Origin of the sequence: Tsukamurella spumae, assembly GCF_012396015.1 — a bacterium.
GTDB lineage: Bacteria > Actinomycetota > Actinomycetes > Mycobacteriales > Mycobacteriaceae > Tsukamurella > Tsukamurella spumae.
Window position 1 is genome coordinate 135,573 of the sequence record NZ_JAAXOQ010000009.1, and the last position, 26,544, is coordinate 162,116.

At 70.3% G+C, this 26,544-nt stretch carries 25 protein-coding genes and 1 pseudogene; 15 read left to right on the top strand and 11 right to left on the bottom strand.

Annotated elements, in window-relative coordinates; all coding sequences use genetic code 11:
* Window positions 1-2 precede the first annotated feature (2 nt).
* Window positions 3-1,727 carry an ABC transporter transmembrane domain-containing protein gene (locus HF999_RS08955; RefSeq protein WP_068745065.1) on the top strand — a complete coding sequence of 575 codons (1,725 nt, stop codon included), beginning with the start codon at window positions 3-5 and terminating at the stop codon, window positions 1,725-1,727.
* On the top strand, window positions 1,724-3,490 hold the full coding sequence (locus HF999_RS08960; protein WP_068571142.1) for an ABC transporter ATP-binding protein: 1,767 nt from the start codon (window positions 1,724-1,726) through the stop codon (window positions 3,488-3,490). Before HF999_RS08955 ends, HF999_RS08960 begins: the two co-directional genes overlap by 4 nt.
* A gap of 65 nt (window positions 3,491-3,555) precedes the next feature.
* Here the strand turns inward: HF999_RS08960 and HF999_RS08965 are convergent, their stop codons facing one another.
* On the bottom strand, window positions 3,556-4,206 hold the full coding sequence (locus tag HF999_RS08965; protein WP_068571141.1) for a TetR/AcrR family transcriptional regulator: 651 nt from the start codon (window positions 4,204-4,206) through the stop codon (window positions 3,556-3,558).
* A gap of 89 nt (window positions 4,207-4,295) precedes the next feature.
* Here HF999_RS08965 and ppk2 point away from each other — a divergent pair, with 89 nt between their 5' ends.
* The 3 genes from ppk2 to HF999_RS08980 all read left to right on the top strand — a co-directional run bounded on the left by ppk2 (window position 4,296) and on the right by HF999_RS08980 (window position 7,022).
* Complete coding sequence (ppk2, locus tag HF999_RS08970) at window positions 4,296-5,234, top strand: polyphosphate kinase 2 (RefSeq protein WP_139057923.1); 939 nt, start codon at window positions 4,296-4,298, stop codon at window positions 5,232-5,234.
* Window positions 5,235-5,319: 85 nt separating this feature from the next.
* Window positions 5,320-6,186 (top strand): hypothetical protein, encoded by an 867-nt coding sequence (locus HF999_RS08975; RefSeq protein WP_168545531.1) that lies wholly within the window; start codon window positions 5,320-5,322, stop codon window positions 6,184-6,186.
* Window positions 6,183-7,022 carry an alpha/beta fold hydrolase gene (locus HF999_RS08980; protein WP_168545532.1) on the top strand — a complete coding sequence of 280 codons (840 nt, stop codon included), beginning with the start codon at window positions 6,183-6,185 and terminating at the stop codon, window positions 7,020-7,022. Before HF999_RS08975 ends, HF999_RS08980 begins: the two co-directional genes overlap by 4 nt.
* Before the next feature lie 249 nt (window positions 7,023-7,271).
* On the opposite strand, the gene HF999_RS08985 is transcribed toward HF999_RS08980, so the two are convergent.
* The 3 genes and pseudogenes from HF999_RS08985 to HF999_RS08995 form a co-directional block, all read right to left on the bottom strand.
* A complete protein-coding gene (locus tag HF999_RS08985; RefSeq protein WP_246207500.1) occupies window positions 7,272-7,964 on the bottom strand; it encodes a L,D-transpeptidase family protein in 693 nt (230 codons plus the stop codon).
* 41 nt (window positions 7,965-8,005) lie between these two features.
* Window positions 8,006-8,319 (bottom strand): annotated as a pseudogene (locus tag HF999_RS08990) (thiamine-binding protein).
* A gap of 11 nt (window positions 8,320-8,330) precedes the next feature.
* A complete protein-coding gene (locus HF999_RS08995; protein WP_168545533.1) occupies window positions 8,331-10,379 on the bottom strand; it encodes a prolyl oligopeptidase family serine peptidase in 2,049 nt (682 codons plus the stop codon).
* Between the two features lie 30 nt (window positions 10,380-10,409).
* On the opposite strand from HF999_RS08995, the gene lpdA reads away from it, so the two are divergent.
* Window positions 10,410-11,792, top strand: coding sequence for a dihydrolipoyl dehydrogenase (lpdA, locus tag HF999_RS09000; RefSeq protein ID WP_168545534.1), 1,383 nt, complete (start codon window positions 10,410-10,412; stop codon window positions 11,790-11,792).
* An 82-nt stretch (window positions 11,793-11,874) separates the two neighbouring features.
* The gene (locus tag HF999_RS09005) at window positions 11,875-12,654 is read left to right on the top strand and encodes a DUF4253 domain-containing protein (protein ID WP_168545535.1); all 780 of its coding nucleotides are present in this window, start codon (window positions 11,875-11,877) and stop codon (window positions 12,652-12,654) included.
* A 16-nt stretch (window positions 12,655-12,670) separates the two neighbouring features.
* Here the strand turns inward: HF999_RS09005 and HF999_RS09010 are convergent, their stop codons facing one another.
* From HF999_RS09010 to ramB, 5 genes are all read right to left on the bottom strand, one after another.
* Entirely contained in the window at window positions 12,671-13,024 is a 354-nt protein-coding gene (locus HF999_RS09010) for a VOC family protein (RefSeq protein ID WP_168545536.1), read from the bottom strand.
* Window positions 13,025-13,026: 2 nt separating this feature from the next.
* Window positions 13,027-13,611: an HD domain-containing protein gene (locus tag HF999_RS09015; RefSeq protein ID WP_168545537.1), complete on the bottom strand. Its 585-nt coding sequence runs from the start codon at window positions 13,609-13,611 to the stop codon at window positions 13,027-13,029.
* On the bottom strand, window positions 13,608-14,135 hold the full coding sequence (locus tag HF999_RS09020; protein ID WP_168545538.1) for a carboxymuconolactone decarboxylase family protein: 528 nt from the start codon (window positions 14,133-14,135) through the stop codon (window positions 13,608-13,610). Before HF999_RS09020 ends, HF999_RS09015 begins: the two co-directional genes overlap by 4 nt.
* Window positions 14,135-14,872 carry a dienelactone hydrolase family protein gene (locus HF999_RS09025; RefSeq protein ID WP_168545560.1) on the bottom strand — a complete coding sequence of 246 codons (738 nt, stop codon included), beginning with the start codon at window positions 14,870-14,872 and terminating at the stop codon, window positions 14,135-14,137. The genes HF999_RS09020 and HF999_RS09025 overlap by 1 nt, the downstream gene beginning before the upstream one ends.
* A 67-nt stretch (window positions 14,873-14,939) precedes the next feature.
* On the bottom strand, window positions 14,940-16,340 hold the full coding sequence (gene ramB / locus HF999_RS09030) for an acetate metabolism transcriptional regulator RamB (RefSeq protein WP_168545539.1): 1,401 nt from the start codon (window positions 16,338-16,340) through the stop codon (window positions 14,940-14,942).
* A gap of 411 nt (window positions 16,341-16,751) precedes the next feature.
* On the opposite strand from ramB, the gene aceA reads away from it, so the two are divergent.
* From aceA to HF999_RS09045, 3 genes are all read left to right on the top strand, one after another.
* Entirely contained in the window at window positions 16,752-18,044 is a 1,293-nt protein-coding gene (gene aceA, locus HF999_RS09035; RefSeq protein WP_168545540.1) for an isocitrate lyase, read from the top strand.
* 167 nt (window positions 18,045-18,211) lie between these two features.
* The gene (locus HF999_RS09040) at window positions 18,212-19,081 is read left to right on the top strand and encodes a 3-hydroxybutyryl-CoA dehydrogenase (protein ID WP_168545541.1); all 870 of its coding nucleotides are present in this window, start codon (window positions 18,212-18,214) and stop codon (window positions 19,079-19,081) included.
* Window positions 19,082-19,192: 111 nt separating this feature from the next.
* Window positions 19,193-19,945: a class I SAM-dependent methyltransferase gene (locus tag HF999_RS09045; protein ID WP_168545542.1), complete on the top strand. Its 753-nt coding sequence runs from the start codon at window positions 19,193-19,195 to the stop codon at window positions 19,943-19,945.
* Window positions 19,946-20,000: 55 nt separating this feature from the next.
* Here HF999_RS09045 and HF999_RS09050 read toward each other — a convergent pair whose 3' ends face one another.
* Window positions 20,001-20,885: a LysR family transcriptional regulator gene (locus HF999_RS09050; RefSeq protein ID WP_168545543.1), complete on the bottom strand. Its 885-nt coding sequence runs from the start codon at window positions 20,883-20,885 to the stop codon at window positions 20,001-20,003.
* Window positions 20,886-21,007: 122 nt separating this feature from the next.
* On the opposite strand from HF999_RS09050, the gene HF999_RS09055 reads away from it, so the two are divergent.
* Entirely contained in the window at window positions 21,008-21,757 is a 750-nt protein-coding gene (locus tag HF999_RS09055; RefSeq protein ID WP_168545544.1) for an SDR family oxidoreductase, read from the top strand.
* Between the two features lie 74 nt (window positions 21,758-21,831).
* The gene (locus tag HF999_RS09060; RefSeq protein ID WP_312854073.1) at window positions 21,832-23,061 is read left to right on the top strand and encodes a low temperature requirement protein A; all 1,230 of its coding nucleotides are present in this window, start codon (window positions 21,832-21,834) and stop codon (window positions 23,059-23,061) included.
* 47 nt (window positions 23,062-23,108) lie between these two features.
* Here HF999_RS09060 and HF999_RS09065 read toward each other — a convergent pair whose 3' ends face one another.
* On the bottom strand, window positions 23,109-23,963 hold the full coding sequence (locus tag HF999_RS09065; RefSeq protein ID WP_168545545.1) for a polyphosphate kinase 2 family protein: 855 nt from the start codon (window positions 23,961-23,963) through the stop codon (window positions 23,109-23,111).
* A gap of 56 nt (window positions 23,964-24,019) precedes the next feature.
* On the opposite strand from HF999_RS09065, the gene HF999_RS09070 reads away from it, so the two are divergent.
* The 3 genes from HF999_RS09070 to HF999_RS09080 all read left to right on the top strand — a co-directional run bounded on the left by HF999_RS09070 (window position 24,020) and on the right by HF999_RS09080 (window position 26,481).
* Complete coding sequence (locus tag HF999_RS09070) at window positions 24,020-25,357, top strand: DUF445 domain-containing protein (protein WP_168545562.1); 1,338 nt, start codon at window positions 24,020-24,022, stop codon at window positions 25,355-25,357.
* Between the two features lie 108 nt (window positions 25,358-25,465).
* Window positions 25,466-25,855, top strand: a complete 390-nt coding sequence (locus tag HF999_RS09075) for a helix-turn-helix domain-containing protein (RefSeq protein WP_168545546.1) — start codon at window positions 25,466-25,468, stop codon at window positions 25,853-25,855.
* A complete protein-coding gene (locus HF999_RS09080) occupies window positions 25,852-26,481 on the top strand; it encodes a heparin-binding hemagglutinin (protein WP_168545547.1) in 630 nt (209 codons plus the stop codon). Before HF999_RS09075 ends, HF999_RS09080 begins: the two co-directional genes overlap by 4 nt.
* The last annotated feature ends 63 nt before the right edge of the window (window positions 26,482-26,544 follow it).

The following is a 26,544-nucleotide window of genomic DNA, read 5'->3' on the forward strand; positions in this document are numbered from 1 at the left end:
CGATGACCGATTGGACCGGCAGCCGCCTGCCGGTGTTCTTCGAGGCGCCCGAGCAGCAGCCGGACCACCGGCCGATCGGCGTCGACGACGACACCACGCCCCGCTCACTGGTGCTGCGCACCATGTTCGGCAACCCGTCGCGCACGCTCCCCGCGGGGCTGCTCATCATCGGGCACCAGGTGGGCGAGGCGCTCGTCCCCGTCGTGATGGGGCTCGCCATCGACCGCGCGATCAAGACCGGCGACTGGGGATCGACGGTGCGCTGGGTGCTGCTGCTGGGCGTGTTGTTCGCCTTCCTGTCCTTCAGTTTCCGGTTCGGCTCACGGATCGGCTTCCTCGGGATGAACACGGTGCAGCATCGGCTGCGGACGCAGGTCACCGACCGGATCCTCGACCCGCGCGGCCTGGGTGGCGGCCACCCGCCGGGCGTGCTGCTGTCGATCGCCACCTCGGACGTGCAGCGGCTGGCGATGTCGGTCGCGCTCGGCCTCTATCCGGTCGGCGAGCTGGCGGCGGTGGTCTTCTGCGGCGTCGTGCTGCTGTCGATCTCCTGGCAGCTCGGCCTGCTCGTGCTGCTCGGCGCCCCCGCGATGCTCTGGTGCCTCGACAAGGCGGGCGCAGCACTGCGCGCCCGGAGCGAGGCCGAGCAGCGGGCGGCGGGCGAGGCCGCGGGCTCCGCGGCCGATCTCGTCGCCGGGCTCCGGGTGGTCAAGGGCATGCACGCCGAGAGGGAGGCCGACCGGCGTTACCGCGCGGCGAGCGCCCGCGCCCTGGCCGCCGTCATCCGCGCCCGCCGCTCGGAGGGCGCCTATGTCGGCTCGATGGAGGCCGTCGCCGCGGTCTTCGTCGTAGTCGTGGGTGTGCTGGCCGGGGTGCAGGCCGTGCACGGTGACCTCAGCGTGGGGCAGCTCATCACCGTCGTCGGCCTGACCCAGGTGGTGATGTCGCCGCTGCAGGCGATGGGCACCAACTTCGGCAAGTTCTGGGTCGCCGGCAACGCCTCGGCGAAGCGCGTGCTCATGGTGCTGCAGGCGCGGTACGCCCGGGACGCCGGCACGGTCGCCGATCCCGACGGTGCCGTGCCCGTGCGGATCACGGGACTGCCGGTGGGTGGCGGCACCGTCGACCTGGAGCTCCCGTCCGTCGGCGTCACCGCCGTCGTGTGCGACCCCGGGACCGCGACCGCCGCGACCACCCTGCTCGCCCGGACGGGCGCCCCGGACCCCGGCCTGTCGGTCACCGTCGGGACCACGGACCTGTACACGCTCGACGAGCCGGCCGCGCTGCGGGCCGTGCGTGTCGCGCCGCACGCCACCACCCTGTTCGAGGGCACCGTCGCCGACAACGTGGGCGCCGACGCGGCGCCCGACCGGGTGGCCGCCGCGCTGCTCGCCGCCGCCTGTGACGACGTCCTCGAGGTGCTCCCGAACGGGCTCGAGACGCCCGTCGGCGAGGCCGGCCGGCTACTGTCCGGCGGCCAGCGGCAGCGCGTCGCGCTGGCCCGCGCGTTGGCGACCGACACCCGGACCCTCGTACTCGTCGACCCGACGAGCGCCGTGGACTCCGTCACCGAGGCCACCATCGCCGAGCGACTCGGCGCGGCGCGCGCGGGCCTCGCGACGGTGGTGTTCACGCAGTCTCCGACGCTCATCGCCGCGGCCGACACCGTGCTCACGCTGAGCCGCGACGACGAGATCGTCACGGCCGCACCGGAGGTACGCGCATGACCATCGCCACCGACACCGCCGAGGGCGCCCTGCCCGTCGCGGGCGGACGCGAGACCTTCCGCTACGCCCGCGGGCTGCTCACCGGGAAACGCGGGCCGCTGCTCGTCGTGTTCGCGGTCCTGCTCGTGGGCGCCGCCCTCGGCCTCGCCGTGCCCTGGGGATTCGGCGCGATGGTCGACATCGCCATCGACGACGGCGGATACCTCGAGGTACTGCGCATCGGCGGCCTCATGGTGGTCGCGGCCATCGCGTCGGCTGCGTTCACCGGCATCGGGATCGCGCTCACGGCCCAGCTCTTCGAGACCGCCCTCGCGCGGCTGCGCGAGTCCATGGTGGGCGCCGCGTTCCGGCTCCCGCAGGCGCGCGTCGAGGAGGCCGGTTCCGGCGACCTCGTCTCCCGCGCCACCGACGATGTCAGCGTTGTCAGCCAGGCGATCTCGCGGGGCGTGCCCGCACTCGCCCGGTCGGGCTTCTCCGTCGTCGTCACCATCGGCGGCTTCGCCGCGCTCGACTGGCGGTTCCTGCTCGTGGTGCTCGTGGTGCTGCCCGTGTACGCGCTGGGCGCCCGCATGTACGTGCGCACCGCGCCCCCGGTCTACCGCTCAGAACGGGCGGCGATGGCAGTGCGTGCACACCACATGCTCGGCTCGATCCGCGGCCTGCCCACGGTGCACGCCTTCGACCTCATGGAGCGCTCGAGCCTGCGGGTGAGCACCGCGTCGTGGGGCGTCGTGCGCTGGACGATGCGGGCGCGGATCGTGCAGAACCGGTTGTTCGGCCGGGTCAACCTCGCCGAGTTCGTCGGCATGGCCACCATCCTGCTGCTCGGCTACGCGCTCGTCGATCGCGAGCTCGCGACCGTCGGCGCCGTGACCACCGCGATGCTGCTCTTCCTGCGGCTGTTCGGACCCATCGGTGCCCTGCTCATGGTGATGGACGACATCCAGTCCGCGGGCGCCTCGCTCGCCCGCATCGTCGGCGTCATCCGGCTGGCGGACGGGGAGAGCGCACCGTCGGGCGTGGTGAACCGGACGGACGGGCCGCCCCGCGTGGAGGTCGACGGCGTCGCCTTCGGGTACGGCGGCGCGCGCCGCGTGCTCGACGGGGTGAGCGTCGCCCTCGAGTCGGGGGAGACGGTGGCCGTGGTCGGCACCTCCGGTGCGGGCAAGTCGACGCTCGCCGCGCTCATCGCGGGGGTGCACGTGCCCGACGCCGGCGCGGTCCGGATCGGCGGCACCGACCTCGCGACGCTCCCCGAGGACGCCGCGCCCGTGCTGCTCACGCAGGACGTGCACGTCTTCGCCGGGACCCTCGCGGAGGACCTGCGAATGGCCGCGCCCGATGCCACCGACGACGATCTGCGCGCCGCACTGGACCGCGTTCGCGCCCGCGAGTGGGTGGAGATGCTCGACGACGGACTCGACACCGTCGTCGGGGCCGGCGGGCACGCCCTGACCCCGAAGCGTGAGCAGCAGCTGGCGCTCGCCCGGCTGGTGCTCCTGGATCCGCCGGTGGTGATCCTCGACGAGGCCACCGCCGACGCGGACAGCGCCGACGCCGACGTCCTCGAGGACGCCGCGCAGGCCGCGCTCGCCGGGCGCACGGCGATGGTGGTGGCGCACCGCCTGAGCCAGGCGGCGCGCGCCGACCGGATCCTGGTGATGGAGCACGGCGCCATCGTCGAGGAGGGCACGCACGAGAGCCTGCGCGCCGCGGGCGGACGGTACGCCCGGCTCTGGGCCGCCTGGTCCCGGCATCGGTGAGGTGACGGCGGACCGTCGGGCGGGCGGACCGGGACGGGCCGCCGGCAGTACCGGCGGGCGGACCGTCAGGCGTCGTGGAAGGCGCGGTAGACGGCCGAACCGTAGAACGTGCCGATCCGCTCGGAATCGCCGCGCCAGGAGGCGGGGGCGTCGTCGGGGCGGTCGGCGAGCATCGACCGCACTGCCGCCTCGCAGACCGAGACGAAGAGCTCCATCAGCATCGGCAGCTTCTCATCGAGGCCCTGCATGTCCCACCACCGGGTGAGCGCGGGCCGGATCCACTCCTCCGCCTGCCGCGCCAGGGTGGCGCGGGCGGCCACGACGCGGTGCACGACCTCCGGGTCGGTGACGCCGGAGAACAACAACTGCCAGGTGTCGGCGCGTTCGTTCACCGCGTCGAGCAGGCCGCGCATGCCGATGATGAAGGCCTGCTCGGGATCCTCCCCGTGGGCGCTGTGCAGCGATGCGAGGACGAAGGCCATCATCGTCTCGGTCTCGCGGTCGAGCAGCTCGGTGATGAGCGCGACGCGGTCCGGGAAACACGAGTAGATCACGGGGCGCGTGACCTGCAGGCGGTCGGCGACGGTGCCGATCGTCACGGCACCGAGACCGTCGCGCGCGGCGATCTCCAGCGCGGCGTCCAGGACCTGGGGGCGGCGACGCTCGGGACCGAGGTGTTCGGCGCGCCGGCGTGCGCGGTTGGCGGTGGTAGGCATCGCCGAGGAGTTTACGCGGGTCGGATGCACCCCGCGTTCATGCGACGTTCACCCGCCGGTCCGGACCTGCCCGTACGCTTCCGGCCGTGATGGATCTCGACCTGCCCGTGGGCATCGATTTGAGCGCGGTCAGCGGCCGCGAGGCACTGCAGAAGATCGTCGACCTCCGGGCGACCGAGGGCTTCTCCGTGAACGACGACGATGACGACGATCCGGTGCTGCTCACCCCGGAGCGGCACGTCGTGGACACGTGGCGCGAGGGCTACCCGTACTCCGAGCGGATGGCGCGTTCGGAGTACGAGCGGGACAAGCGGCTGCTGCAGATCGAGCTGCTCAAGCTGCAGCGCTGGGTCAAGGACACCGGCCAGCGCCTGGTCATCGTGTTCGAGGGCCGCGACGCCGCCGGCAAGGGCGGCACCATCAAGCGGTTCATGGAGCACCTCAACCCGCGTGGCGCGCGCGTGGTGGCGCTGGTCAAGCCCACCGAGCGTGAGGCCGGCGAGTGGTACTTCCAGCGCTACATCGACCACTTCCCGACCAAGGGTGAGATCGTCCTGTTCGACCGCTCCTGGTACAACCGCGGCGGCGTCGAGCGGGTCATGGGCTTCTGCTCCGACGAGCAGCACGAGCGTTGGACCCACCAGGTGCCGCTGTTCGAGAAGATGCTGGTCGAAGACGGCATCGACGTGACCAAGTTCTGGTTTTCCGTGACCCAGCTCGAGCAGCGCACCCGCTTCGCGATCCGGCAGATCGACCCCGTGCGGCAGTGGAAGCTCTCGCCGATGGACCTCGCGTCGCTGGACAAGTGGGACGGCTACACCGCGGCGAAGGAGGAGGTGTTCGCGGCGACGGACACCGATTACGCGCCCTGGACCGTGGTCAAGAGCAACGACAAGAAGCGCGCCCGCCTCAACGCCATGCGCTACATCCTCGACAAGTTCGACTACGACAACAAGGACATGGAGGTCCTCGCGTCGGGACCGGATCCTCTCATCGTCGGGCGCGGCCGGGACCTGATCGGGGACTGACGGTGCGCCGCGCGGGCCGGTTCGCGGGGCCGACGGTGCGCCGAGCGGACCGGGCCCGGCGGCACCGTCGAGTACCGTTGTCGCCGTGCGTTCTCTGACGGCCTTCCTCCTCGTTCTGGTGGCGATCCTGGCCACCTTCGTGGCGGTCCCCGCCGTCTGGGCGAAGAACACCGTGCTCGACCGCGGCGCGTTCATGACGCTCATGGAGCCGTTGGGGCACGACCCGGCGGTGCAGGACGCCATGGCGCAGGAGATCGCCCAGCAGGTGCAGCGGTTGCTCACCGAGCAGGGGGACGCGCGCCCGCCGTTGTCCGCGATCACGCCCTATGTCTCGACCTACACCCACGGCCCGCAGTTCCCGGGCGCCTTCAAGGAGGCGATCGGGCAGGTGCACACGTGGCTGCTGGTGCGGCCGACCGCCGAGCAGCGGTTGCGCGGCGCGACCACTGCGGAGATCGACCTCGCGCCGATGATCACGTCCGTCGCCGAGGCGAACAACGTGAAGGTGACGGTTCCCGAGCGGGTCACGATCGACCTGTCCGGCACGGGCGCCAACCGGGACCTGTTCCGGGCCGGACGGTACGCCGAGATCGCCGACAAGTTGAAGCAGGTCGCGTGGATCGCGCCGCTGGTGGCGGTGGTCGCCGCGCTGCTGGCGCTGCTCGCCGCGCACCGTCGTGGATTCATGCTGTTCTACCTGGGGCTGGGCGGCGCGGTCGCCGCGGGCGTGACCTGGATGCTGTGCGTGGCGGCACCGTCGTACGTGACGGGCCGCAGCGGCACCGGCGGACTGAGCCCGGTCATCGACGCGGCGCTGAGCCAGGTGACGAAGAGCCTGACCCCGTGGATCGTGACCGAGGCGGCGGTCGGCGGCGCGCTCGCGCTGCTGGGGCTGATCTTCGGCGGGCTCGGCGCGGTCGCGGCGCGGCGGGCGGATCGGCGGGGCTGGTGAGGTCCACCGCGCGACCGACCGTCGCGACACTGACCTACAAGGACGGGACCACCAACCCCGTCCGGATCTTCCGCGGTCCGGACCCCGCCGCGCCCGTGCTGATGATCTGGCCGGGTGTGAACGTGCCCGCCGGGTACTTCGACGACTTCGGCCGCGGCCTCATCGACGCGGGCTTCAACGCTGTGGTGTCCGAGCTGCGGGGGCAGGGGGATTCGCGGCCCCGCGGCGCCGGCGGCTCCCACGGCTTCCAGGACGTCGTGGTGGAGGACTACCCGGCGGTATCCGCGCTGGCCCGGCAGAAGTTCCCCGACGCACCGCGGATCCTGGTGGGGCACAGCCTCGGTGGGCTGATGGGCGTCATGTACGCCGCGCGCGCCCGGCGGAACCTGGCCGGGGTGATCCTGATCGCCTGCGGCACGGGCTATTACAAGCTCGACGGGCTCTCCGGTGCCGCCCGCCGGATCGGCACCTCCGTCGCCGCGCGTACCGCCGCCCGACGGGGCCACTGGTCCGGCCCGGACGGGCTCGGTGAGGTGCCCGCCGGGATCGTGGCCGATTTCGATCACCTGGTGCAGACCGGCGACTTCAACGTCGCCGGAGCGGATATCGACTACGAGGCGAGGATCGCGGCGACGAAGACGCCGGTCTTGACGCTGGCCATCGCCGGCGACGAGTTGGTCAGTGACAAGCAGTCCCGGTTCGTGGGGGAGAAGTTCCCCGCGTCCGTGCATCGCCGGATCGCGGAGCCGCTGGGCCACAACCAGTGGATCCTCTCGCCCGACGCGGTGATCCCCGCGTTGTCCGGGTGGATCGCGCAGTCTCTGCCGCGCGGCTGAGGGGCATCGGCTCCGAGTCCGCGGCGCCGGTGGGTAGTCCCGCACGGAAGTGATGCGCGCCGCGCATACCCTGTGAATGTGCTGGTCAGCGCTGTATATCGACGATCGGGCTATGCAAGAACTGCATAGCCTCGCGCGTGGACGTCGCTCGCGACGGAATCGGTGATCGACTACACCTTGAGCCTGTGGCCGACTCCGTGGCCTCGCCGCTCCACCATCGGAGGTTGTGTGCCGGCTGGGTACCGCGGATCAGCTAGCGAGTCCGGTGACCAGGACCGGGTTGTGGGCGGGCGCCAGCCATTTGAGCAGCGTGACCATGCCGTCGCGGCTGATCGCGACGCAGCCGAGGGTGGGCTTGCCGTCCGTGACGTGCAGGAACATCGCGCCGCCCTTGCCCGGCGTGTGGGACGGGTTGTTGTTGAAGTGCACGGCGTAGTCGTACACGGGACCGGCGCCGTAGAGGTTCTCGCTGCCCGGGCCGGGGCTGGCCGCCTGGACGACCATGCGGTCGTAGGTGGGGGAGTCGACGTTCCCGTCCCACCAGTGCTGATCCGTCACCTTGGTGTACGGCAGCGTCGTGCCGGGGTTCTCCTGCCGACCGAACGCCTGATCCAGCGCGAAGACGCCGAACGGGGTGCGAGGGACATCGTCCCTGCCCTCGCCGATGCCCTGCTCGCCGACCTTGCCCGGGACCGGGCCGTAGACCTTCGTCCAGCCGGTCTGGAGCTGGGCCCACGCCGAGACCTGCACGTCCGTCGAGGAGAACGACGATGCCGCCACCGTGATGATCTCCCGCGCGCTCGGCGCCGCCGCGATGGCGGCGTCCAGGAGTGCCTTGTCGGCGTCCGCCGCGGCGGCGTGCGGGATCACCAGGGACGCGGCGACCGCTGCCGCCGGGACCGCAACGAACCCCATCAACACCTGACGCCTCTTGAGCAACATGCGTCACAGTATTGCAGGTGGGGCTGTGAGTGGGCTGGACGTCAGTCCTGGTCGTTGCGGAGGTGTCGTTCCACGCGCTCCAGCTTGGCCGTGAGCTGGCCGGTGTGACCAGGGCGGATGTCGCACTTGACCACCAGGGAGACGCGCGGCGCCGTCTCGGCGAGGCGGTCCACGCACGCCTTGATCAGGCCATCACCTCGTCCCACTCGCCCTCGATGGTGGTGAACATCGACGTCGTCTCGTTGGGCAGGCCGGAGGCGCGGACGATGGCGACCGCCTCCGCCACCGCTGCGGCCACGCCACCGTCGGGGCTCTGGTCGCCGCCCATGGGGCTGATCGAGAACGCTGCGAGCATGATTGGTCCCTTTACGTTCGGTCCGTGGTCGACGCTGCCAGCTCGCGCCACAGGAACTCGTAGGCGAGAGCGGATTTGAAGGCGGCCTGCTTGTTGTCCGCCGCGCCGCCGTGGCCGCCCTCGATGTTCTCGTAGTAGTCCACGTCGATGCCGCGTGCCTCGAGTGCCGCGACGAACTTGCGGGCGTGGCCGGGGTGCACGCGGTCGTCACGGGTGGACGTGGTGACCAGCAGTGCGGGCAGATCGCCCGGGGCACCGGCGGATTCGGGCAGGTTCTGGTACGGCGAGTACTCGCTGAGGTACGCCCACTGCGCGGGATCGTCCGGATCGCCGTACTCCGCCACCCAGGACGCGCCGGCCAGGAGCAGGTGGTAGCGCCGCATGTCGAGCAGCGGCACCTGGCAGACGATGGCGCCGAACAACTCCGGGTACCGCGTGTACATCACGCCCATGAGCAGTCCGCCGTTCGACCCGCCCTGCGCGCCCAACTGCTCGCGCGTGGTGATGCCGCGGGCCACGAGATCCTTCGCGACCGCGGCGAAATCCTCGTAGGCGCGCAGCCGGTTCTCCTTGAGCGCCGCTGTGTGCCAATCGGGCCCGTACTCGCCGCCACCGCGGATGTTCGCCAGCACGTACACCCCGCCCCGCTCGATCCACGTCGCGCCGGACACCGCCGTGTAGTCCGGCGTGAGCGAGACCTCGAAGCCGCCGTAACCGTAGAGCAGGGTCGGCTGCGGGCCCTCCTGCGGGCGACGGACCACGAAGTACGGCACCTGCGTCCCGTCGTCGCTGGTCGCGAAGAACTGCTCCGAGATCACGCCCTCGGCGTCGTAGAACGCGGGCGCGGACTTGAGCGGCTCGACGGAGCCGCCGGCCTCGCCGTGCAGCAGCGTGGGCGGCAGGGTGAAACCGCTGGCGGTGGCGAAGATCTCGTCGCCCTCGCGGGGATCGGTGCAGTACACGCCGATCTCGGCCAGCTCCGGGAAGCCGCGCGTCTCGCGCCGCTCCCACGTCCCCGGTTCGAGGGTGTGCAGCTCCGAGCGGACGTCCCGCATCGTCGACAGCAGGAGGTACGACTTGGTCCACGCGTACCCCGCGAGGGCCGTGTGCGCGTCCGGCGTGAAGACGGTGCTGTACTCGCGCGAGCCCGCCCGGTACGCGTCGATGTCGAAGGCCACCAACGCGCCCGGCTCCACGACGCCGCCGGGCAACTCCCACGCGGACTTCGGGCGCACCAGCAGGCGGGACTCGTGGACATCCGCATCGGCGTCGGTCGGCACATCGATCCGCTCCAGTGCCAACGTGTCCGGCGAGAGCAGATAGATCTCGCTGTTGTAGAAGTCGATCGCGCGGGTGACGAAATGCCGCTCGTAGCCGGGGGTGTCGTCGTAGCCGGCACCGATGGAGACGTCCGAGTGGTGCCCCTCGTACACGAGGTCCGCGTGCCCCAGCGGGGTATCGCGCCGCCACCGCTTCACCAGCCGGGGATACCCGGAGTCGGTGAGCGATCCCGGACCGAAGTCCGTGCCCACGTACACGGTGTCCTTGTCGATCCACGAGATCCGGCTCTTGGCCTCCGGGAGGGAGAAGCCGCCGTCGACGAACTCCCGGCGGGAGATGGAGAACTCCCGCACCACCGTCGCGTCGGCGCCGCCCCGCGAGAGGGAGATGAGCGCCCGGTCGAACCGCGCACCGTCGGGCGACTCCCCGCGCAGGACGGCGGCCCCGCCCCAGACCCAGTTCTCGCCCTCGGCCTCGCGGAGGGCGTCGACGTCGATGACGACCTCCCACTCCGGGCTGTCGGTGCGGAAGGACTCGAGCGTGGTGCGGCGCCACAGGCCGTACGGATGGTCGGCGTCGCGCCAGAAGTTCCACAGGTGCTCGCCGCGCCGGATCGGGTAGGGGATGCGCTGGTCCGTGTCGAGGATCGCGAGGACGCGCGACTGAAGCTCGTCGAACCGCGGTCCGCTCAGCCGCGCCGCGGCCTCGGTGTTGCGGGCCCGGGCCCAATCGAGGGCAGTGGCGGATTCCACGTCTTCGAGCCATGCGTACTGATCCATGGACACCACACTAGGGCTACGCTTGACCCCGTGGCTGATCACTTTGACACTGTTGTTCTCGGCGCCGGCCCAGGAGGCTACGTCGCCGCAATTCGCGCCGCCCAACTCGGGCAGAAGGTCGCGGTCATCGAGGAGAAGTACTGGGGCGGTGTGTGCCTGAACGTGGGCTGCATCCCGTCGAAGGCGCTCCTGAAGAACGCCGAACTGGCGCACACCTTCACACACAAGGCCCAGCTCTTCGGCATCTCCGGCGACGTCTCCTTCGACTTCGGCGCGGCGTTCGACCGCAGCCGCAAGGTCTCCGAGGGGATCGTCAAGGGCGTTCACTTCCTCATGAAGAAGAACAAGATCGCCGAGATCAACGGTTACGGCACCTTCGTGGACGCGCACACCATCCAGGTGGGCGATCAGACGGTGACGGGCGACAACATCATCATCGACACGGGTTCGACGGTGCGCCTGCTCCCCGGCGTCACGTTGTCGGACAACGTGGTCACCTACGAGGAACAGATCCTCACCCGCGAGCTGCCCGCGTCGATCGCCATCGTCGGCGCCGGCGCGATCGGCATGGAGTTCGCGTACGTCCTCAAGAACTACGGCGTGGACGTCACCATCATCGAGTTCCTGGACCGCGCGCTGCCCAACGAGGACGCCGATGTCTCCAAGGAGATCGCCAAGCAGTACAAGAAGCTGGGCGTGAACATCCTCACCTCCACCAAGGTCGAGTCGGTCGACGACCAGGGCTCGCAGGTGGTCGTGAAGTACACCGGGCCCAAGGGCCCGGGCGAGATCACCGTCTCGAAGGTGCTCATGAGCATCGGCTTCGCGCCGCGCACCCAGGGCTTCGGCCTGGAGAAGACGGGCGTCGCCCTCACCGAGCGCGGCGCCATCGCCATCGACGACTACATGCGCACCAACGTGCCCGGCGTCTACGCGATCGGTGACGTCACCGCCAAACTGCAGCTGGCGCACGTCGCCGAGGCGCAGGGCGTCGTGGCCGCCGAGACCATCGCCGGGGCCGAGACCCAGGCGCTGGGCGACTACCGCATGATGCCGCGCGCCACGTTCTGCCAGCCGCAGGTGGCCTCGTTCGGCCTCACGGAGCAGCAGGCGAGGGACGAGGGCTACGACGTCAAGACGGCGACCTTCCCGTACTCGGCGAACGGCAAGGCCCAGGGCCTCGGCGAGCCCGTCGGTTTCGTCAAGCTGGTGTCCGACGCCAAGTACGGTGAGCTGCTCGGCGGCCACCTCATCGGCCCCGATGTCTCCGAGCTGCTGCCCGAGCTGACCCTCGCGCAGAAGTGGGATCTCACGGTCAACGAGCTGGCCCGCAACGTTCACACGCACCCGACCCTGTCGGAGGCGCTGCAGGAGTCGATCCACGGCCTCGCCGGCCACATGATCAACCTGTAGGAATCGCACGTCCGTCGGCCCGGCATCGTCATCGACGGTGCCGGGCCGACGCGCATCTCCCTTCGAGTCGAGGAGTCAGACGATGTTCCGAGCAACCCCGGGAAAACTGCCCGCCGCGGATACCACCGAGGTCGGGGGTGTCGCGCTGCCGGCCGGGCGCCTGGTCACCGCCGCGGAGGGCGACGGCCCCGCGGTCGCCTGGATCAGCACCGAGATCCTCGGTGAGGACCGGCTGAACGAGCTGATCCGCGCGCTCGCCGCGGCCTTCCCGCAGACCGGGCTCTGGCCGCTGCAGGCCACCGGACTCGAGGACGGGAACCTCGCGAGGCCATGGGGCGACGGTGAGCTCGAGGGACCGTCGGGCAAGGACGTCCCGGACGCGCTCGCGGTCCTGACCCGCTTCGAAGCCGAGGACGCGGCGCAGGAACCCGATGCCGAGGAGGACGAGCCCAGCGTCCCCCCGGTGACGGGGCTCGCGCCCGCGATCCCGGGGGCCGACCTCGCCGCGGGATCGCTCGAGACGGGCAGCGCCGGAGGCCTGCTGCTGGTGCCCGTCGCCCGGCCGGCGGACGTGCCCGCCGCGCTCGGTTGGATGGGTGCGGCGAACTACGACATGTCCGGCGACGATCACGCCGCGGTCCTGCGGTCGTGGGAGGACCGGTTCGGGGCGGCGCTGGTGGGGATCGGTTTCGACACGCTACTGGTGCAGGTCGGGCAGGTACCGCAGTCCGCCGAACAGATCGACGGGTTGTTGCGCGAGCACTACGCCTACTGCCCCGACAACATCGACCAGGGGCTCGACGCCGACGAGTTCCGCGCCGGCCTCACCGAATGGACCCACTGGTCGTTCTGGTGGGACTGAGTCACCTCGTGAGCCGTCAGTGCGGGTGGCCGACGACGTTGACCACCGTGCCGTCCGGGGCGCGGACGAAGAACCGTCGCGGCCCCCACTCCTCGCTGGTCAGCGGGTGCACGATCTCGTAGCCGGAGGCCTGCGCCTGTGCCCACGCCGCCTCGACGTCCTCGGTCATCACGGAGATGTCGGAGTCGATCTCGGCGGTGCGGTCACCGGTCACGAGCTGCACGCTGGCCGCATGGTCGGGGGAGGAGAATCGGGCCACCCAGCCGAGGTTGAACTCCTCGTCGGACAGGCCCAGGAAGTCCGCGTAGAAGCCGCGGGCGGCGTCGATGTCGTCGACCGCGATGTTGGTGATCACCCTGTGCACCTGCACGATCAGGCCTCCAACTCGCGCAGTTCCGCGGCCAGGTTGGCGCGCGCGGCGTCCTCCCACCGGGCGCGCCCCGCCGCGGTGTGGAACAGGAAGGCGTGCGCGAGCAGGCCGCGGAGCACCTGCGCGCGCCCCGGCCGGAACAGGTCGTCGGGCACCGTCGAATACTCCGCCCGCACCGCTGCCGCGTAGGTGCGGTACCGCTCGGGCGGGGAGGCGAGGATCGCGAGGTCGGCGTCGCACAGGGCGGCGGCGTCGGGGTCGCCGGCGGGGACGTCGTGGTCGGCCGTGACCCGCACCAATCGCGCGACCTCCGCACCGAGGTCACCGTCGAGCATCTGCTCGGCCAGAAGGGCCGACTGCTCCTCGTTGTCCGGGGCGCCGATCACGTAGACCGCGTCGTGGAACCACGCGGCGAGCTCGACGGCGTCGCGGTCGAAGGCGGCACCGGCCGCCGCGAGCTCGTCGAGGCCGCGCAGCACCCCGGCCAGGTGGTCGACGGTGTGGTACCTGCGGTGCGGCTCGTTCCAGCGCGCCAACAGGTCCTCGCGCTGGGCGTCGGCGAGGAGCGCCGTCGACGGCGCCGTCACCGCTCGGGCTCGATCCCGAGGATGTCGATCGTGGTGGCCAGTCCGTCGTAGTTCGTGGCGAGGAGGACGATCTCGACGAGCCGGCGCTCGTCGTAGAACGCTGCGAGCCGCGCCCAGGCGTCGTCGGAGACGGACCTGTCCGCAACGATCTGGGTGACCACCTCGAGCAGCGCCGCGCTGCGCTCGTTCCACCCGGAACCGTCGAAGATCCGCTCGAACTGGGTGGCCGTGAGCCCGGCGCGGGCGCCGATGCGGCGGTGATGGCCCAGCTCGTAGGCGTTCTCCCGCAGGTACGCGACGCGGACGATGACCGTCTCGGACTCCGTTCGCTTGAGCGCACCGAAGGGCATGAGCATGCCGGAGTAGCCGAGCCAGCCCAGGAACAAGCGCTTCGTGCGGCCGAGGGTGGAGAACAGGTGCATGTCGTCGGCGCGGATGGCCCGCGCCCCGACCTTGGCGATCGCGTAGTTGATCGGTCCGGCGGCGCGCAGGCCGGCGGGGCGGACCCGGGGGGACGTGGGCATCAGCGGTCTCCGAGGGTGCGGGCGAACAGGGCCTCGAGCTCCGTGAAGTGCCGCTCCGAGCCGGCCTCCTGGTAATTCGGGGTGTCGGCCATGGTGTAGCCGTGCGGGGCATCGGGATAGATCGCGTTCGTGGCCGTCAGCCCGGCGGAGGCCAGTGCCGCGCCGAGCAGTTCGACGGCCTCGGGCGGCATCGACGTGTCGTGATCGGCGTGCCCGTAGACGAACTCCGCGCGCGCCCGGGGGAGGCCCAGGTGGATGCTGTCGGGCTCGTCCGTGGCGATGCGGGAGCCGTGGAAGCCGCCGCAGGCGACGACGGTGTCCGGGTGCGCGATCGCCGCGAGCGTGGACAGCCGGGCGCCCAGGCAATAGCCCGTGACGCCGACGGGGCCGGTGACGCCGGGCTGGGCGAGGAGCGCGGCCAGGTAGGCGTCCGTGTCCGGCTCGGACTTGTCCGGGGTGAGGCCCATGACGCGCTTCATCGCCCCACCCATGAACCGCTCGCGAGCCTCCGGAGTGTCCAGCGGCTCGTCGGGGGACGTGGCCGCGGCATCGCCGTCGCGGTAGAAGACGTTCGGCGCGAGGACCGCGTACCCCCACGAGGCGATGCGGTCCGCCATCGACGCGATCTGCGGTCGCAGGCCGATGGCGTCGATGAACAGCAGGACCCCGGGCACGGGGTCGTCGGTCTGCGGGCGGGCGAAGTAGGCGTCGGCGATCCCCGACGGGGTCTCGATCATCACGCCCGCCGAGCGTACGCCTCCGGGCGGCACGGCGGGCACCGTCGAACCAGGGAGGGTGACGGAGCTACCGGACGAGGTAGGGGCTGACCGTCGAACGATGCTCGTCGATGTCGAGGCTCTTGCCGATGGCGGGGAAGGCGCGCTGGGGGCAGCCGGAGCGCTCGCAGACGCGGCAGCCGGCGCCGATCGGGGTGGCGTTGGCGTCGCCCAGGTCCAGACCGCGGGCGTATACGAGGCGGTGGGCGTGCCGCAGCTCGCAGCCGATGCCGATGGCGAAGGTCTTGCCGGGCTGGCCGTACCGCGCCGCCCGTCGCTCGACGGTGCGCGCGACCCACAGGTAGTTGCGGCCGTCGGGCATCTCGACGATCTGCGTGATGATCTTGCCCGGCCACGCGAAGGTCTCGTAGACGTTCCACAGCGGGCAGGTGCCGCCGGACGCGGAGAAGTGGAACCCGGTGGAACTCTGCCGCTTGCTCATGTTCCCGGCCCGGTCGACGCGGACGAAGGAGAGGGGCACGCCGCGCAGGTTGGGGCGCTGCAGGGTGGACAGACGGTGCGCGATGGTCTCGTAGCTCACGGAGAAGAACGCGGACAGCCGCTCGATGTCGTACTCGAACTCCTCCGCGGCACCGTGGAACTGCGTGTACGGCAGCACGACGGCGGCCGCGTAGTAGTTCGCGAGCCCGAGCCGCGCGAGGCGACCCGCCTCCTCGGAGCCGAACCCGGCACCGTCGACCATGGCGTCGATCTCGCGGCCGCACTCGAGGTACGCGAGCTCGGCGGCCATCTTGAAGACCTGCTGCCCGACCGAGAGATGGCGGTTGATCTCCAGGACGCGGGTGCGCGGGTCGTACCGGTGGAGCACCGTCTCCCCGAGATCGACGCGGCGGCGGATGGACACGTTGTGCACGGCCTCGAGGCGGGTGACGATCTCGGTCCGGACGTCGGCGCTGTGCATGCGCATCCGGGCGGTGAGCTCCTCCGCGGCGGTGTCGAGCTCGTGGAAGTAGTTCTGCCGCTGGTAGAAGAAGTCCCGCACCTCCTCGTGCGGGTTGGGGATGCTGCCGCGCGCACCGGGGTCGTTGCGGCCGTCGGTGACCTGGGCGAGCTGGTCGGCGGCGCCGAGGTAGCGGCGGTGCAGCGCGACCATGGCGCGGGCGAAGCCGGGGTGGTCGCGGGCCAGCTCGGAGAGCTCGTCGGTGCTGGTGGGCGCGTCGACGTCCATCGTGACCTCACGCAGCTCCGCGATGAGCCGCGTCTGGTCCTGCGAGTTGAAGAACGAGGTGTCGATGCCGAAGACATCGGTGATCTTGAGCAGCACCGGCACACTGAGCGGCCGTACATCGTGCTCGATCTGGTTCAGGTACGACGGCGAGATCTCCAACGCCTCGGCGAGGGACGCCTGCGACAGCCCGCGCTCCTTGCGCAGGCCTCGGAGGCGAGCACCCACGTAGGTCTTGGACATGCAGCGAATATTAGTCGTGGAAGCCCAGCTACCGGCGCGTACGGGCAGTGATGCGCCACCTTCGCAGTGAAGTGCATCACACAACCGGTCCGACGGTGCGCTGCCGGGCGGCGGCGGACCGTCGGAAACGGCCCGACGGGGCCGGGGAGCCCGACCCGCAAACTCCCAGTACGGACGTACTTTTTTCTGCGAACCGTGCCACTCTCCTTCGCAAAATTAGCAAGATCCTCGTGATTTCATGGCTTGCTTTGGCATCCTCGATGGCCTTGGCCTGCGGCTTTAGGTGTGGCACCCTGTGTTCAGGCGCAAAGCCGGTGCAGTGAAGCGGGTTAGCGATCAGCCTCTCGCCCGCAGCCGGTCGCCGATCAGATTCCTATATCGACTACGCGAAGAGCGAAGAACGGGGAGCCAATGAGCACCGTCGGACAGCCGAGGACCGCCGCCGAGATCCAGCAGGATTGGGACACCAACCCGCGCTGGAAGGGCATCAAGCGCGACTACACCGCGGCTCAGGTGGAGGAGCTCCAGGGCTCCGTGGTCGAGGAGAACACGCTCGCCAAGCGCGGCGCCGAGATCCTCTGGGACGGCGTGACCAAGGGCGACGGCTCCTACATCAACGCCCTGGGCGCCCTCACCGGCAACATGGCCGTGCAGCAGGTGCGCGCCGGCCTCAAGGCCATCTACCTCTCCGGCTGGCAGGTCGCCGGTGACGCGAACCTCGCGGGCCACACCTACCCGGACCAGTCGCTGTACCCGGCCAACTCGGTTCCGGCCGTCGTGCGCCGCATCAACAACGCCATGCTCCGCGCCGACGAGATCGCCAAGGTCGAGGGCGACAACGCGGTCGACAACTGGGTCGTGCCGATCGTCGCCGACGGCGAGGCCGGCTTCGGTGGCGCGCTCAACGTCTACGAGCTGCAGAAGGCCATGATCGCCGCGGGTGCCGCCGGTACCCACTGGGAGGATCAGCTCGCCTCGGAGAAGAAGTGCGGCCACCTCGGTGGCAAGGTGCTCATCCCGACCCAGCAGCACATCCGCACCCTGACCTCGGCGCGTCTGGCCGCGGACGTGGCGAACACGCCCACCGTCGTGATCGCCCGTACCGACGCCGAGGCCGCCACGCTGCTCACCACCGACGTGGACGACCGTGACAAGCCCTTCCTCGACGGCACCCGCACCTCCGAGGGCTTCTTCGGCATCAAGAACGGCGTCGAGCCCTGCATCGCCCGCGCCAAGGCCTACGCGCCCTACGCCGACATGATCTGGATGGAGACCGGCAAGCCCGATCTCGAGCTCGCCAAGAAGTTCGCCGAGGCCGTCAAGGCCGAGTTCCCCGACCAGCTGCTGGCGTACAACTGCTCGCCGTCGTTCAACTGGAAGCAGCACCTGGACGACGCGACCATCGCGAAGTTCCAGAACGAGCTGGGCGCGATGGGCTTCACCTTCCAGTTCATCACGCTGGCCGGCTTCCACGCCCTCAACTACTCGATGTTCGACCTGGCGCACGGCTACGCCCGCAACCAGATGTCGGCCTACGTCGACCTGCAGGAGCGCGAGTTCGCCGCCGAGGAGCGCGGTTACACCGCCACGAAGCACCAGCGTGAGGTCGGCGCCGGCTACTTCGACCGCATCGCCACCACCGTCGACCCCAACACGTCCACCGCGGCGCTGAAGGGCTCGACCGAGGAAGGCCAGTTCCACTAGGAATTGGCAAGGAGATACCCGGCGCTCGGATCGTGACACGTGCACGAGGTGAGATGAGGGTAACTCTGCTGGGGTACGCCTAGAACGTGCCCGACTACCTGACAGGCGGCCCGCAACGCGATGTTGCGGGCCGCTTGCATATCGGCAGAAGTTTCGGAGAGGCGGAAATGTCTGAAGTAGTTTCGCGGGTCGGCGTCGTGGGCGCCGGCCAGATGGGCGGCGGTATCGCCGAGGTGTCGGCCCGCGCCGGCGCGGACGTGCTGGTCTGGGAGGCCACCGAGGAGCTCGCGGCCGGCGGCCGCGCGCGCATCCTCAAGTCGTTGGACCGGGCCGTGTCCAGCGGCAAGATCACCGAGCGTGAGCGGGACCAGGCCGCCGAGCGGCTGACCTTCACCACCGATCTCGCCGACTTCGCCGACCGCCAGCTGGTGATCGAGGCCATCGTCGAGAACGAGGCCGTCAAGGCCGAGGTGTTCGGCAAGCTCGACGCCGTGGTCACCGACCCCGAGGCCGTCCTCGCGTCCAACACCTCGTCGCTGCCGATCCAGCGCATCGCCGAGGCCACGAAGAACCCCGGACGGGTGTTGGGCCTGCACTTCTTCAACCCGGTGCCGGTGCTCCCGCTCGTCGAGGTGATCAGCTCGCTGTCCACGTCCGACGGTGCCGTGGCCCGCGCCGAGCAGTTCGCCTCCGAGGTGCTGGGCAAGCAGGTCGTGCGCGCCACCGACCGCTCGGGCTTCATCGTCAACGCCCTGCTGGTCCCGTACCTGCTCTCGGCGATCCGCATGTACGAGTCGGGCTTCGCCACGGCCGAGGACATCGACAAGGCGATCGTGCTCGGCCTGGCGCACCCAATGGGCCCGCTCAAGCTGACCGATCTCATCGGCCTGGACACCGTGAAGTTCATCGCCGACGCCATGTACGAGGAGTACAAGGAGCCGCTCTACGCCGCTCCGCCGCTCCTGCTGCGCATGGTCGAGGCCGGCTACAAGGGCAAGAAGGCGGGCCGCGGCTTCTTCGAGTACTCGGCGAAGTAGGGATCCGTTGCTGAACCGGCAAGGGGACTTGCCGGTTCAGCCCTCCGCCGGGGCGGCGACATCGAGCGGGAACCGTCCCGGGTCGGTGCGTGGCGCGCTAGCGTGGGCCGCATGACCGGCGCGATCGACCGGGTCGAGGCGATGCTCGACCCCACCCGGCTCGGCCGCGCGCCGGACCGCACCCACGGCTACCTCGACGTGCTCGCGCCGGAGAGCGCCAGGCCGACGGGGCTGAGCAATGCGCTCATGCACAACCCGGCGCTGGCCGCGGTGTACGAGAAGGCCTGGCGGCCGGCCTTCACCCGGTTGTTCAGCCTCGGCGGTTCCGGCACGCTCAGCCGCCAGGACCTGCTGCTCGACGAGCTGACGGGCCGCGGCGAGCAGAAGCTCCTCGACGTGGCCTGCGGACCCGGTCTGTATACGAAACCCTTGGCGCGCAAGCTCAGTGGCGACGGTGTGGTGGTCGGCCTCGATGTCTCCGACGCGATGCTGCAGCGCGCCGTCGCCGACAATTCGGGCGACCGCATCGTCTACGTCCGCGGCAGCGCGCTCGAGCTGCCCTTTTCCGACGGTGCCTTCGACACCGTCGTCTGCCTGGCGGCGCTGTACCTGATCCCGGCGCCGCGGCTCGCGGTCCGCGAGATCTGCCGCGTGACCGGGCCGGGCGGGCGTGTCGCACTGTTCACCTCGCTGCAGACCCCGCTCACCTCCGTCCTCGGATCGTCCACAGCCGAACGGGTTTCGGGCTTCCGCTGGTTCGGCAAGGACGAGATCACCGGCTGGCTCCGGGATAACGGTCTCGTGGACGTCAAACAGACGGTCAGCGGTCAGGGGCAGTTCGTCACCGCGCGCAAGCCCCAGTGACCGGCGCCCGCCCCGGCCCTCGCCCCGGCCCTCACGAAGGCCCTCGCGTCGGGGCTCACGCCGGCGGATAGGCGGCGAGGAGCGCGGCGCGCACCGGATCAGTGGTGTGCGGCAGCCACAGTGCCTGTACCGGGACCTGCGGGGCATCGTCGAGCTCGAGGACCGTGACCCGGCCCCCGAAGCGCTCCCCGGGCGGACCGGTCACGAACGCGGCGGCGTGCGGTGCGGCGAGCACCGCGGTCGCGGGTGGCGTGCCCTGCACGTGGTTGATCAGCAGGTCCGGTTCGAAGCCCGCACGACGACACTGCGCGACCAGGAAGTCCGTGTAGAAGGAGGCGTGCGGCGGCGCCCACACCACGATCGGCGACGCCGCGAGCTCGGCGAGCGCGAGCCGCTCGCGACCGGCCGACCCGTGGTCGCGGTGCAGCGCGACCCGCAGCGGGTGGTAGGCGAGCGTGCTTCCCGCCAGCTGGTCCGGCAGCGCCGCGCCGCGCCGGAGCACCAGGTCGATGGTGCCCTCCCGCAGCTCGGCGACCATCGCCGACGGGAACAGTTCGCGCACGGTGATCGACGGCGGATCGTCCTGTGCGATCAGCGGTTCCAGGATCTCGTAGGCCTCCTCGGCGGTCACCGCGGGGCTGCGACCGACGACGAACGGACGCCGGCGCTGCGCGCCCGCGTCCCGGGCGCGCGCCGCGAGCAGCCGGGCACCGGACAGGAGGGAGGGCGCACCGTCGTACAGGGTGCGGGCCGCGGCGGTCGGGGCGAGGCGGCGCCCGGAGCGGGTGAACAGGGGCGTGCCGAGTTCGCGCTCGAGCTGGCGGAGCGCGGCGGAGAGCGCCTGCTGGCTCAGGTGCAGGCGGGCGGCCGCGGCGGCGAGCGAGGGCTCCTCCATGGCGGCGACGAACTGCTCCAGGCGGCGGAGGTCGGGCGTGGTCATCAGGCCATCCTATTCACAATCAGAAGTAGTGAATAGTCCGAAAACATTCGATTGTCGGTTGTCTTTTAGGCGCTTACGTTGGGTGCGGCACACACCGATGCGCACAACGATGAGGAGAACACATGACGAAGCTCGCTGGGAAGACGGCAGTGGTGGCCGGTGGCGGCAAGAACCTCGGCGGTCTGGTCAGTCGCCATCTCGCCGGGCTCGGTGCGAACGTGGTGGTGCATTACAACAGCCCGTCGTCGGAGGCGGAGGCCCGGGAGACCGCGGCCGCCGTCGAGGCCGCGGGTGCTGCGGCGCTGCTGTTCCAGGGCGACCTGACGGCACCGTCGACCGTGACCGAGCTGTTCGACGCGGCCGTGACCGAGTTCGGCGGCGTCGACGTCGCGGTGAACACGGTCGGCAAGGTGCTGCGCAAGCCGATCCTGGAAACCTCTGAGGCCGAGTACGACTCGATGTTGGACATCAATGCCAAGGCCGCCTACTTCTTCATCAAGGAGGCGGGGCGCACGCTGCGCGACGGCGGCACTCTGGTCACGATCGTGACCGCGCTGCTCGGCGCCTTCACCGACGGGTACTCCACCTACGCGGGCGGCAAGTCGCCGGTCGAGCACTTCAACCGCGCCGCGGCCAAGGAGTTCGCGGGCCGCGGGATCACCGTCAACGCCATCGCCCCCGGGCCGATGGACACGCCCTTCTTCTACGGCCAGGAGACGCCCGAGCGGGTCGAGTTCCACAAGTCGCAGGGCATGGGCGGCCGCCTGACCCTGATCGAGGACATCGCGCCCATCGTCGACTTCCTGGCGACCGATGGTCACTGGATCACCGGCCAGACGCTGTTCGCCAACGGCGGCTACACCACCCGCTGATCCGGGCGCGCGGAGGGCGTTCGGCGCGCCTACGATGAGCTTCGTTCTGTGGGGACGTGAAGAGGGAGACGCGAGTGAGTGAAGCACCGTCGGCGATGCGCCGCAGATTGATCCGGATGTCCGGGCGCGACCCGCACGAGGAGGGCCGGACGGCCACCACGCTGGAGCTGCTCTTCGACCTCACCTTCGTGGTGGTCTTCTCGCTCGCGGGCGTGCAACTCGCCGACGCCATCGCGGAGGGGCACTACTTCGCCGCCTTCGTCGGGTTCGGGTTCTGCGCCTTCGCCGCGATCTGGGCGTGGATCAACTTCACGTGGATGGCCTCCGCCTTCGACACCGACGACTGGCTCTTCCGCAGCGTCACGGCGTTGCAGATGATCGGTGTCTGCATCATGGGCCTCGGCGTGGAGCCCTTCTTCGCCTCGGTCGCCGCGCACGAGCAGCCGAACAACTCGGTGCTGGTGATCGGCTACGTGGTGATGCGCGTCGCGCTGCTCGCGCAGTGGACCCGGGTGGCGATCTCGTCGCCGCGGTACCGCCGGGCCGCCGTCACCTACATCGTCGCGATCACGTTCGCGCAGATCGGGTGGATCTTCAGCGCGTTCGCGCCGCTGACCCTGGCGCAGGTGCTCGTCGCGGGCCTGATCCTGTTCATCGTGGAGCTCGGCGGGCCGTACATCGCCGAGCGGCGCGAGCGCACCCCGTGGAACCCGCACCACATCGCCGAGCGCTACGGCCTGCTCACCATCATCACGCTGGGCGAGGGCGTGGTCGGCACCGTCGTCGCGTTGCAGGCGCTGCTCAAGGCCCAGGGCTGGAGCGCCGACATCGCCGTGCTCGGCGTCGCCGCGATGGTGCTCAACCTGTCGATCTGGTGGATCTACTTCTCGATCCCGGTCGGGGAGGCGCTGGTTCGCGCTCCGAGCAAGTGCTTCGCCTGGGGCTACGGCCACATCGTGATCTTCACGGGGATCGCGGCGTTCGGCGCCGGACTGCACGTCGAGGCGCTCGGCATCTCGCACGAGGCGCACGTGAGCAACGTGGTGGTCGCGGCGGCGTTCGTCGGGCCGCTGGCGGTAGCGGTGCTGGGGATCGGGGTCATGGACGCCTACCTCACCGGCTTCGACGGCACCCGTGCGTTCGCGGTGTGCATCACGCTCGCCCTGCTGGGCGCGGGCATCGCGGCCGTCGCCGCGGGGGCCACGCCGCTCGCCGCGCTGGTGTGGAGCGCCATCGCCCTCGTGGTGCAGGTCCTCGTCGAGGAGCTGTGGTCCGGCGAGCGCCGGGCCGCCCGACTCGGGTAGGCCGCCCGCCTCGGGGGCGCCCCCGCCGCGGGGGGCGCCCCGAGGGGCTACGCCTGCGCCAGGCGGGCCTTCTCGTGCTCGACGTCGAACGCGGCGGGCGGCCAGTCCAACCCGAGGCCCTCGAGGGTCTCGATGAGCAGCTCGGTGATCGCGAGCCGACTGAACCACTTGCGGTCGGCGGGGATGATGTGCCAGGGGGCGCTGTCGACGCTGGTGCGGTCGAGCATCGCCTGGTAGGCCTCCTGGTACTTCGGCCAGTAGCCGCGCTCGTCGATGTCGGCGGGGTTGTACTTCCAGTACTTGTCGGGGCGGTCCAGGCGCTCCTGCAGCCGCTTGCGCTGCTCGTCCAACGAGACGAACATGGCGCACTTGACCACGGTGATGCCCGAGGCGGCCAGATCCTCCTCGAAGCTGTTGATGACCCCGTAGCGCGGCTCCCACACCGACTGCGGTACCAGATCGTGCACGCGGACCACGAGCACGTCCTCGTAGTGCGAGCGGTCGAAGACGCCGATCTGGCCGCCCTTCGGGGTCTGCCGGTGGATGCGCCAGAGGAAGTCGTGCGCGAGCTCCTCCTCGGTGGGCTTGCCGAAGGAGGCGGTCTTCACGCCCTGGGGATCGACCATGCCGATCACGTGCCGCACGATGCCGCCCTTGCCGGCCGTGTCCATGCCCTGCAGCACCAGCAGCACCGAGCGGTGATCGCCCGCGCGGCCGTTGGCGTAGAGCAGCTCCTGCAGCTGCGAGAGCCGCTTGCCGCGCTCGACGAGGAGCGCCTCGCCCGCCGCCTTGTCACCGTCGAATCCCGGCGTGCCGGAGGTGTCGATGTCCTGCACCGTGGACCCCGGTCGCCAGCGCAGAGCTGCGGATGCGGAACCGGACCAACCGTTGTCGTTCGCCATGGAACCACCCTATCCGGCGCGCGGGCCCGATCTTCGGGCAAGATCGACTCGTGACGGTGTCATCTCCCGCGGGTACCCCGCAGACGTCCGGGCCGAAGCCCTCGTCCTCAGCTCCGGCGAGTCCGTTCGGCGGCACGCCGGACCAGCAGAAGCGCCGAGATCTGCGCAAGATGAAGGCGTTGGCCCTCTCCTTCCTCATCGGCGCGGCGATCATCTACCTCATCTGCGAGTACCTGGACACCAAGGGTGCGCACCTGGCGATCGCCGGGCCGTGGGTCGGGTACGTGAAGGCCGCGTCCGAGGCGGGAATGGTCGGCGGCCTGGCGGACTGGTTCGCGGTGACCGCGCTGTTCCGGCACCCGCTGGGCCTGCCGATCCCGCACACCGCGATCATCAAGCGCAAGAAGGACCAGCTGGGCGACGCGCTCGGCGGCTTCGTGGAGAGCAACTTCCTCACCCCCGACGTGATCGCGGAGAAGGTGGGTTCGCTCGAGCTCAGCGGCCGCGTCGCCAACTGGATGGCCGATCCGGAGAACTCGCAGCGGCTGGGCGCCGAGGCGGCGAAGCTGGTCAAGGTCATGAGCGAGGTGCTGCGCGACGAGGACGTCGAGGCGGTGCTCAACTCCACCATCATCAAGCGGCTCGCCGAGCCCGAGTGGGGGCCGCCCATCGGGCGGCTCGTCGAGACGCTGCTGCAGGAGCAGCGTCAGCTGCCGCTGATCAACCTGCTCGCCGAGCGCGCGCACCACTGGGCCCTGGGCAGCCAGGGCGTCATCGACAAGATCGTCGACACCGACGGTCCGCAGTGGTCGCCCAAGTTCGTCAACTCGCTGCTGGGGGAGCGGATCTACCGCGAGCTCGTCGAGTTCACCTGGAAGGTGCGCAGCGACCCCGATCACGAGGTGCGGCACGCCATGAGCACCTTCCTCTGGGACTTCGCCTCCGACCTGCAGCACGATCCGCGGACCATCGCCAAGGTCGAGGACGTCAAGGCCGAGCTGATGGGGCGCGAGGAGGTGCGCACCGCGGCGCAGGCGGCGTGGCGCGCGGCCAAGCGGATGATCGAGGCGTCGGTCGACGACCCCGATTCGACACTGCGCGAGAAGTTCAGCGAATCCGCCGCCCGGTTCGGCGTCCGGCTGCGCGACGACCCGGCGCTGCGCGGGAAGGTCGACTTCTGGGTCGATCGCTCGGTGCGGCACCTCGTCGAGAACTACGCGGGGCAGATCACCTCGATCATCACCGACACCGTCGCGCGCTGGGACGCCGACGAGGCGTCGGGGAAGATCGAGCTCGCGGTGGGACGCGACCTGCAGTTCATCCGGATCAACGGCACCGTCGTCGGTGCCCTGGCCGGCCTGGCGATCTACACGATCACCCAGCTCCTCTTCTGAGGCGCGCGGGCTCGTGTCAATGACTACGATCACACTGCTAACCAACTGCTTGCAAGAGTTAGCACTAGCTGTTAGCGTGGTGTCAGCCGCGCAGACGGGAGACCGGATATGACGAGCGATGAAGGGCCCGAAGTGGATTCAGTGAACTCGGGATCCGATATTGGAGCGTTCATTCGGTCGCAACGTCTTGCGGCAGAGGTGTCCATCCGGCAACTGGCGGAGAGGGCGGGGGTTTCCAACCCGTATCTCAGCCAGATCGAGCGGGGGCTCCGCCGACCGTCGGCCGACGTGCTGGGGCAGATCGCCAAAGCGCTGCGGCTCTCGGCGGAGGTGCTGTACGTGCAGGCCGGGATCCTCGAGGAGCGTCCGGAGTCCCCGGTACGCGATGCACTGATCGCGGACACTGCCATCAACGAGCGGCAGAAGCAGGCCCTACTCGACATCTACGAGAGCTTCCGCCGCGAGAACGAGACCGCTTTGAAGGAGAACATGCCATGACCGAGCAGAACACCCTCGACGACCTGAAGACCCCCCTGTTCGCCGCCCTCGGCGCCGGCGACTATGCCTACGAGGCCGTGTCCGAGGTCGTCGACAAGCTGCGCGCCGCAGCCACCGACGCGTCGAAGGACTTCCAGACCAAGGTCGAGGAGGCCCAGGCGAAGGTCGAGGAGGCCACCGACTCCGCGCAGGCCAAGCTGACCGAGGCCAAGGACGGCCTGCCCAAGGACGTCGACGAGCTGCGCGCCAAGTTCACCCCCGAGGAGCTGCGCAAGGTGGCCGCCGCCTACATCCAGGTCGCGACCGACATCTACGAGTCGCTGGCCGAGCGCGGCGAGAGCGCCTTCGAGCGCATCAAGTCGGGCTCCGTGATCGAGGACGCCACCGAGCAGGCGACCAAGGCGTACAACCAGGCCGTCGAGCTGACCGAGTCCTCGCTGGGCCAGGTCGCGTCCGCCACCAAGCAGGTCGGCGAGCGCGCCGCGAAGCTGGTCAACCGTGCGGGCGACGAGGCCGAGGCCGCCGTCGACAAGGCGCAGGCCACCGTCGAGGAGGCCACCGAGAAGGCCACCGCCGCTGTGAATAAGGCCGCCCCCAAGGCTGCGCCGAAGAACGCCGACGCCTGATCGTCGCGCCTTTCTGCTCCACCCCGGGGGGGGGGGGGGGGGGGGGGGGGGGGGGGGGGGGGG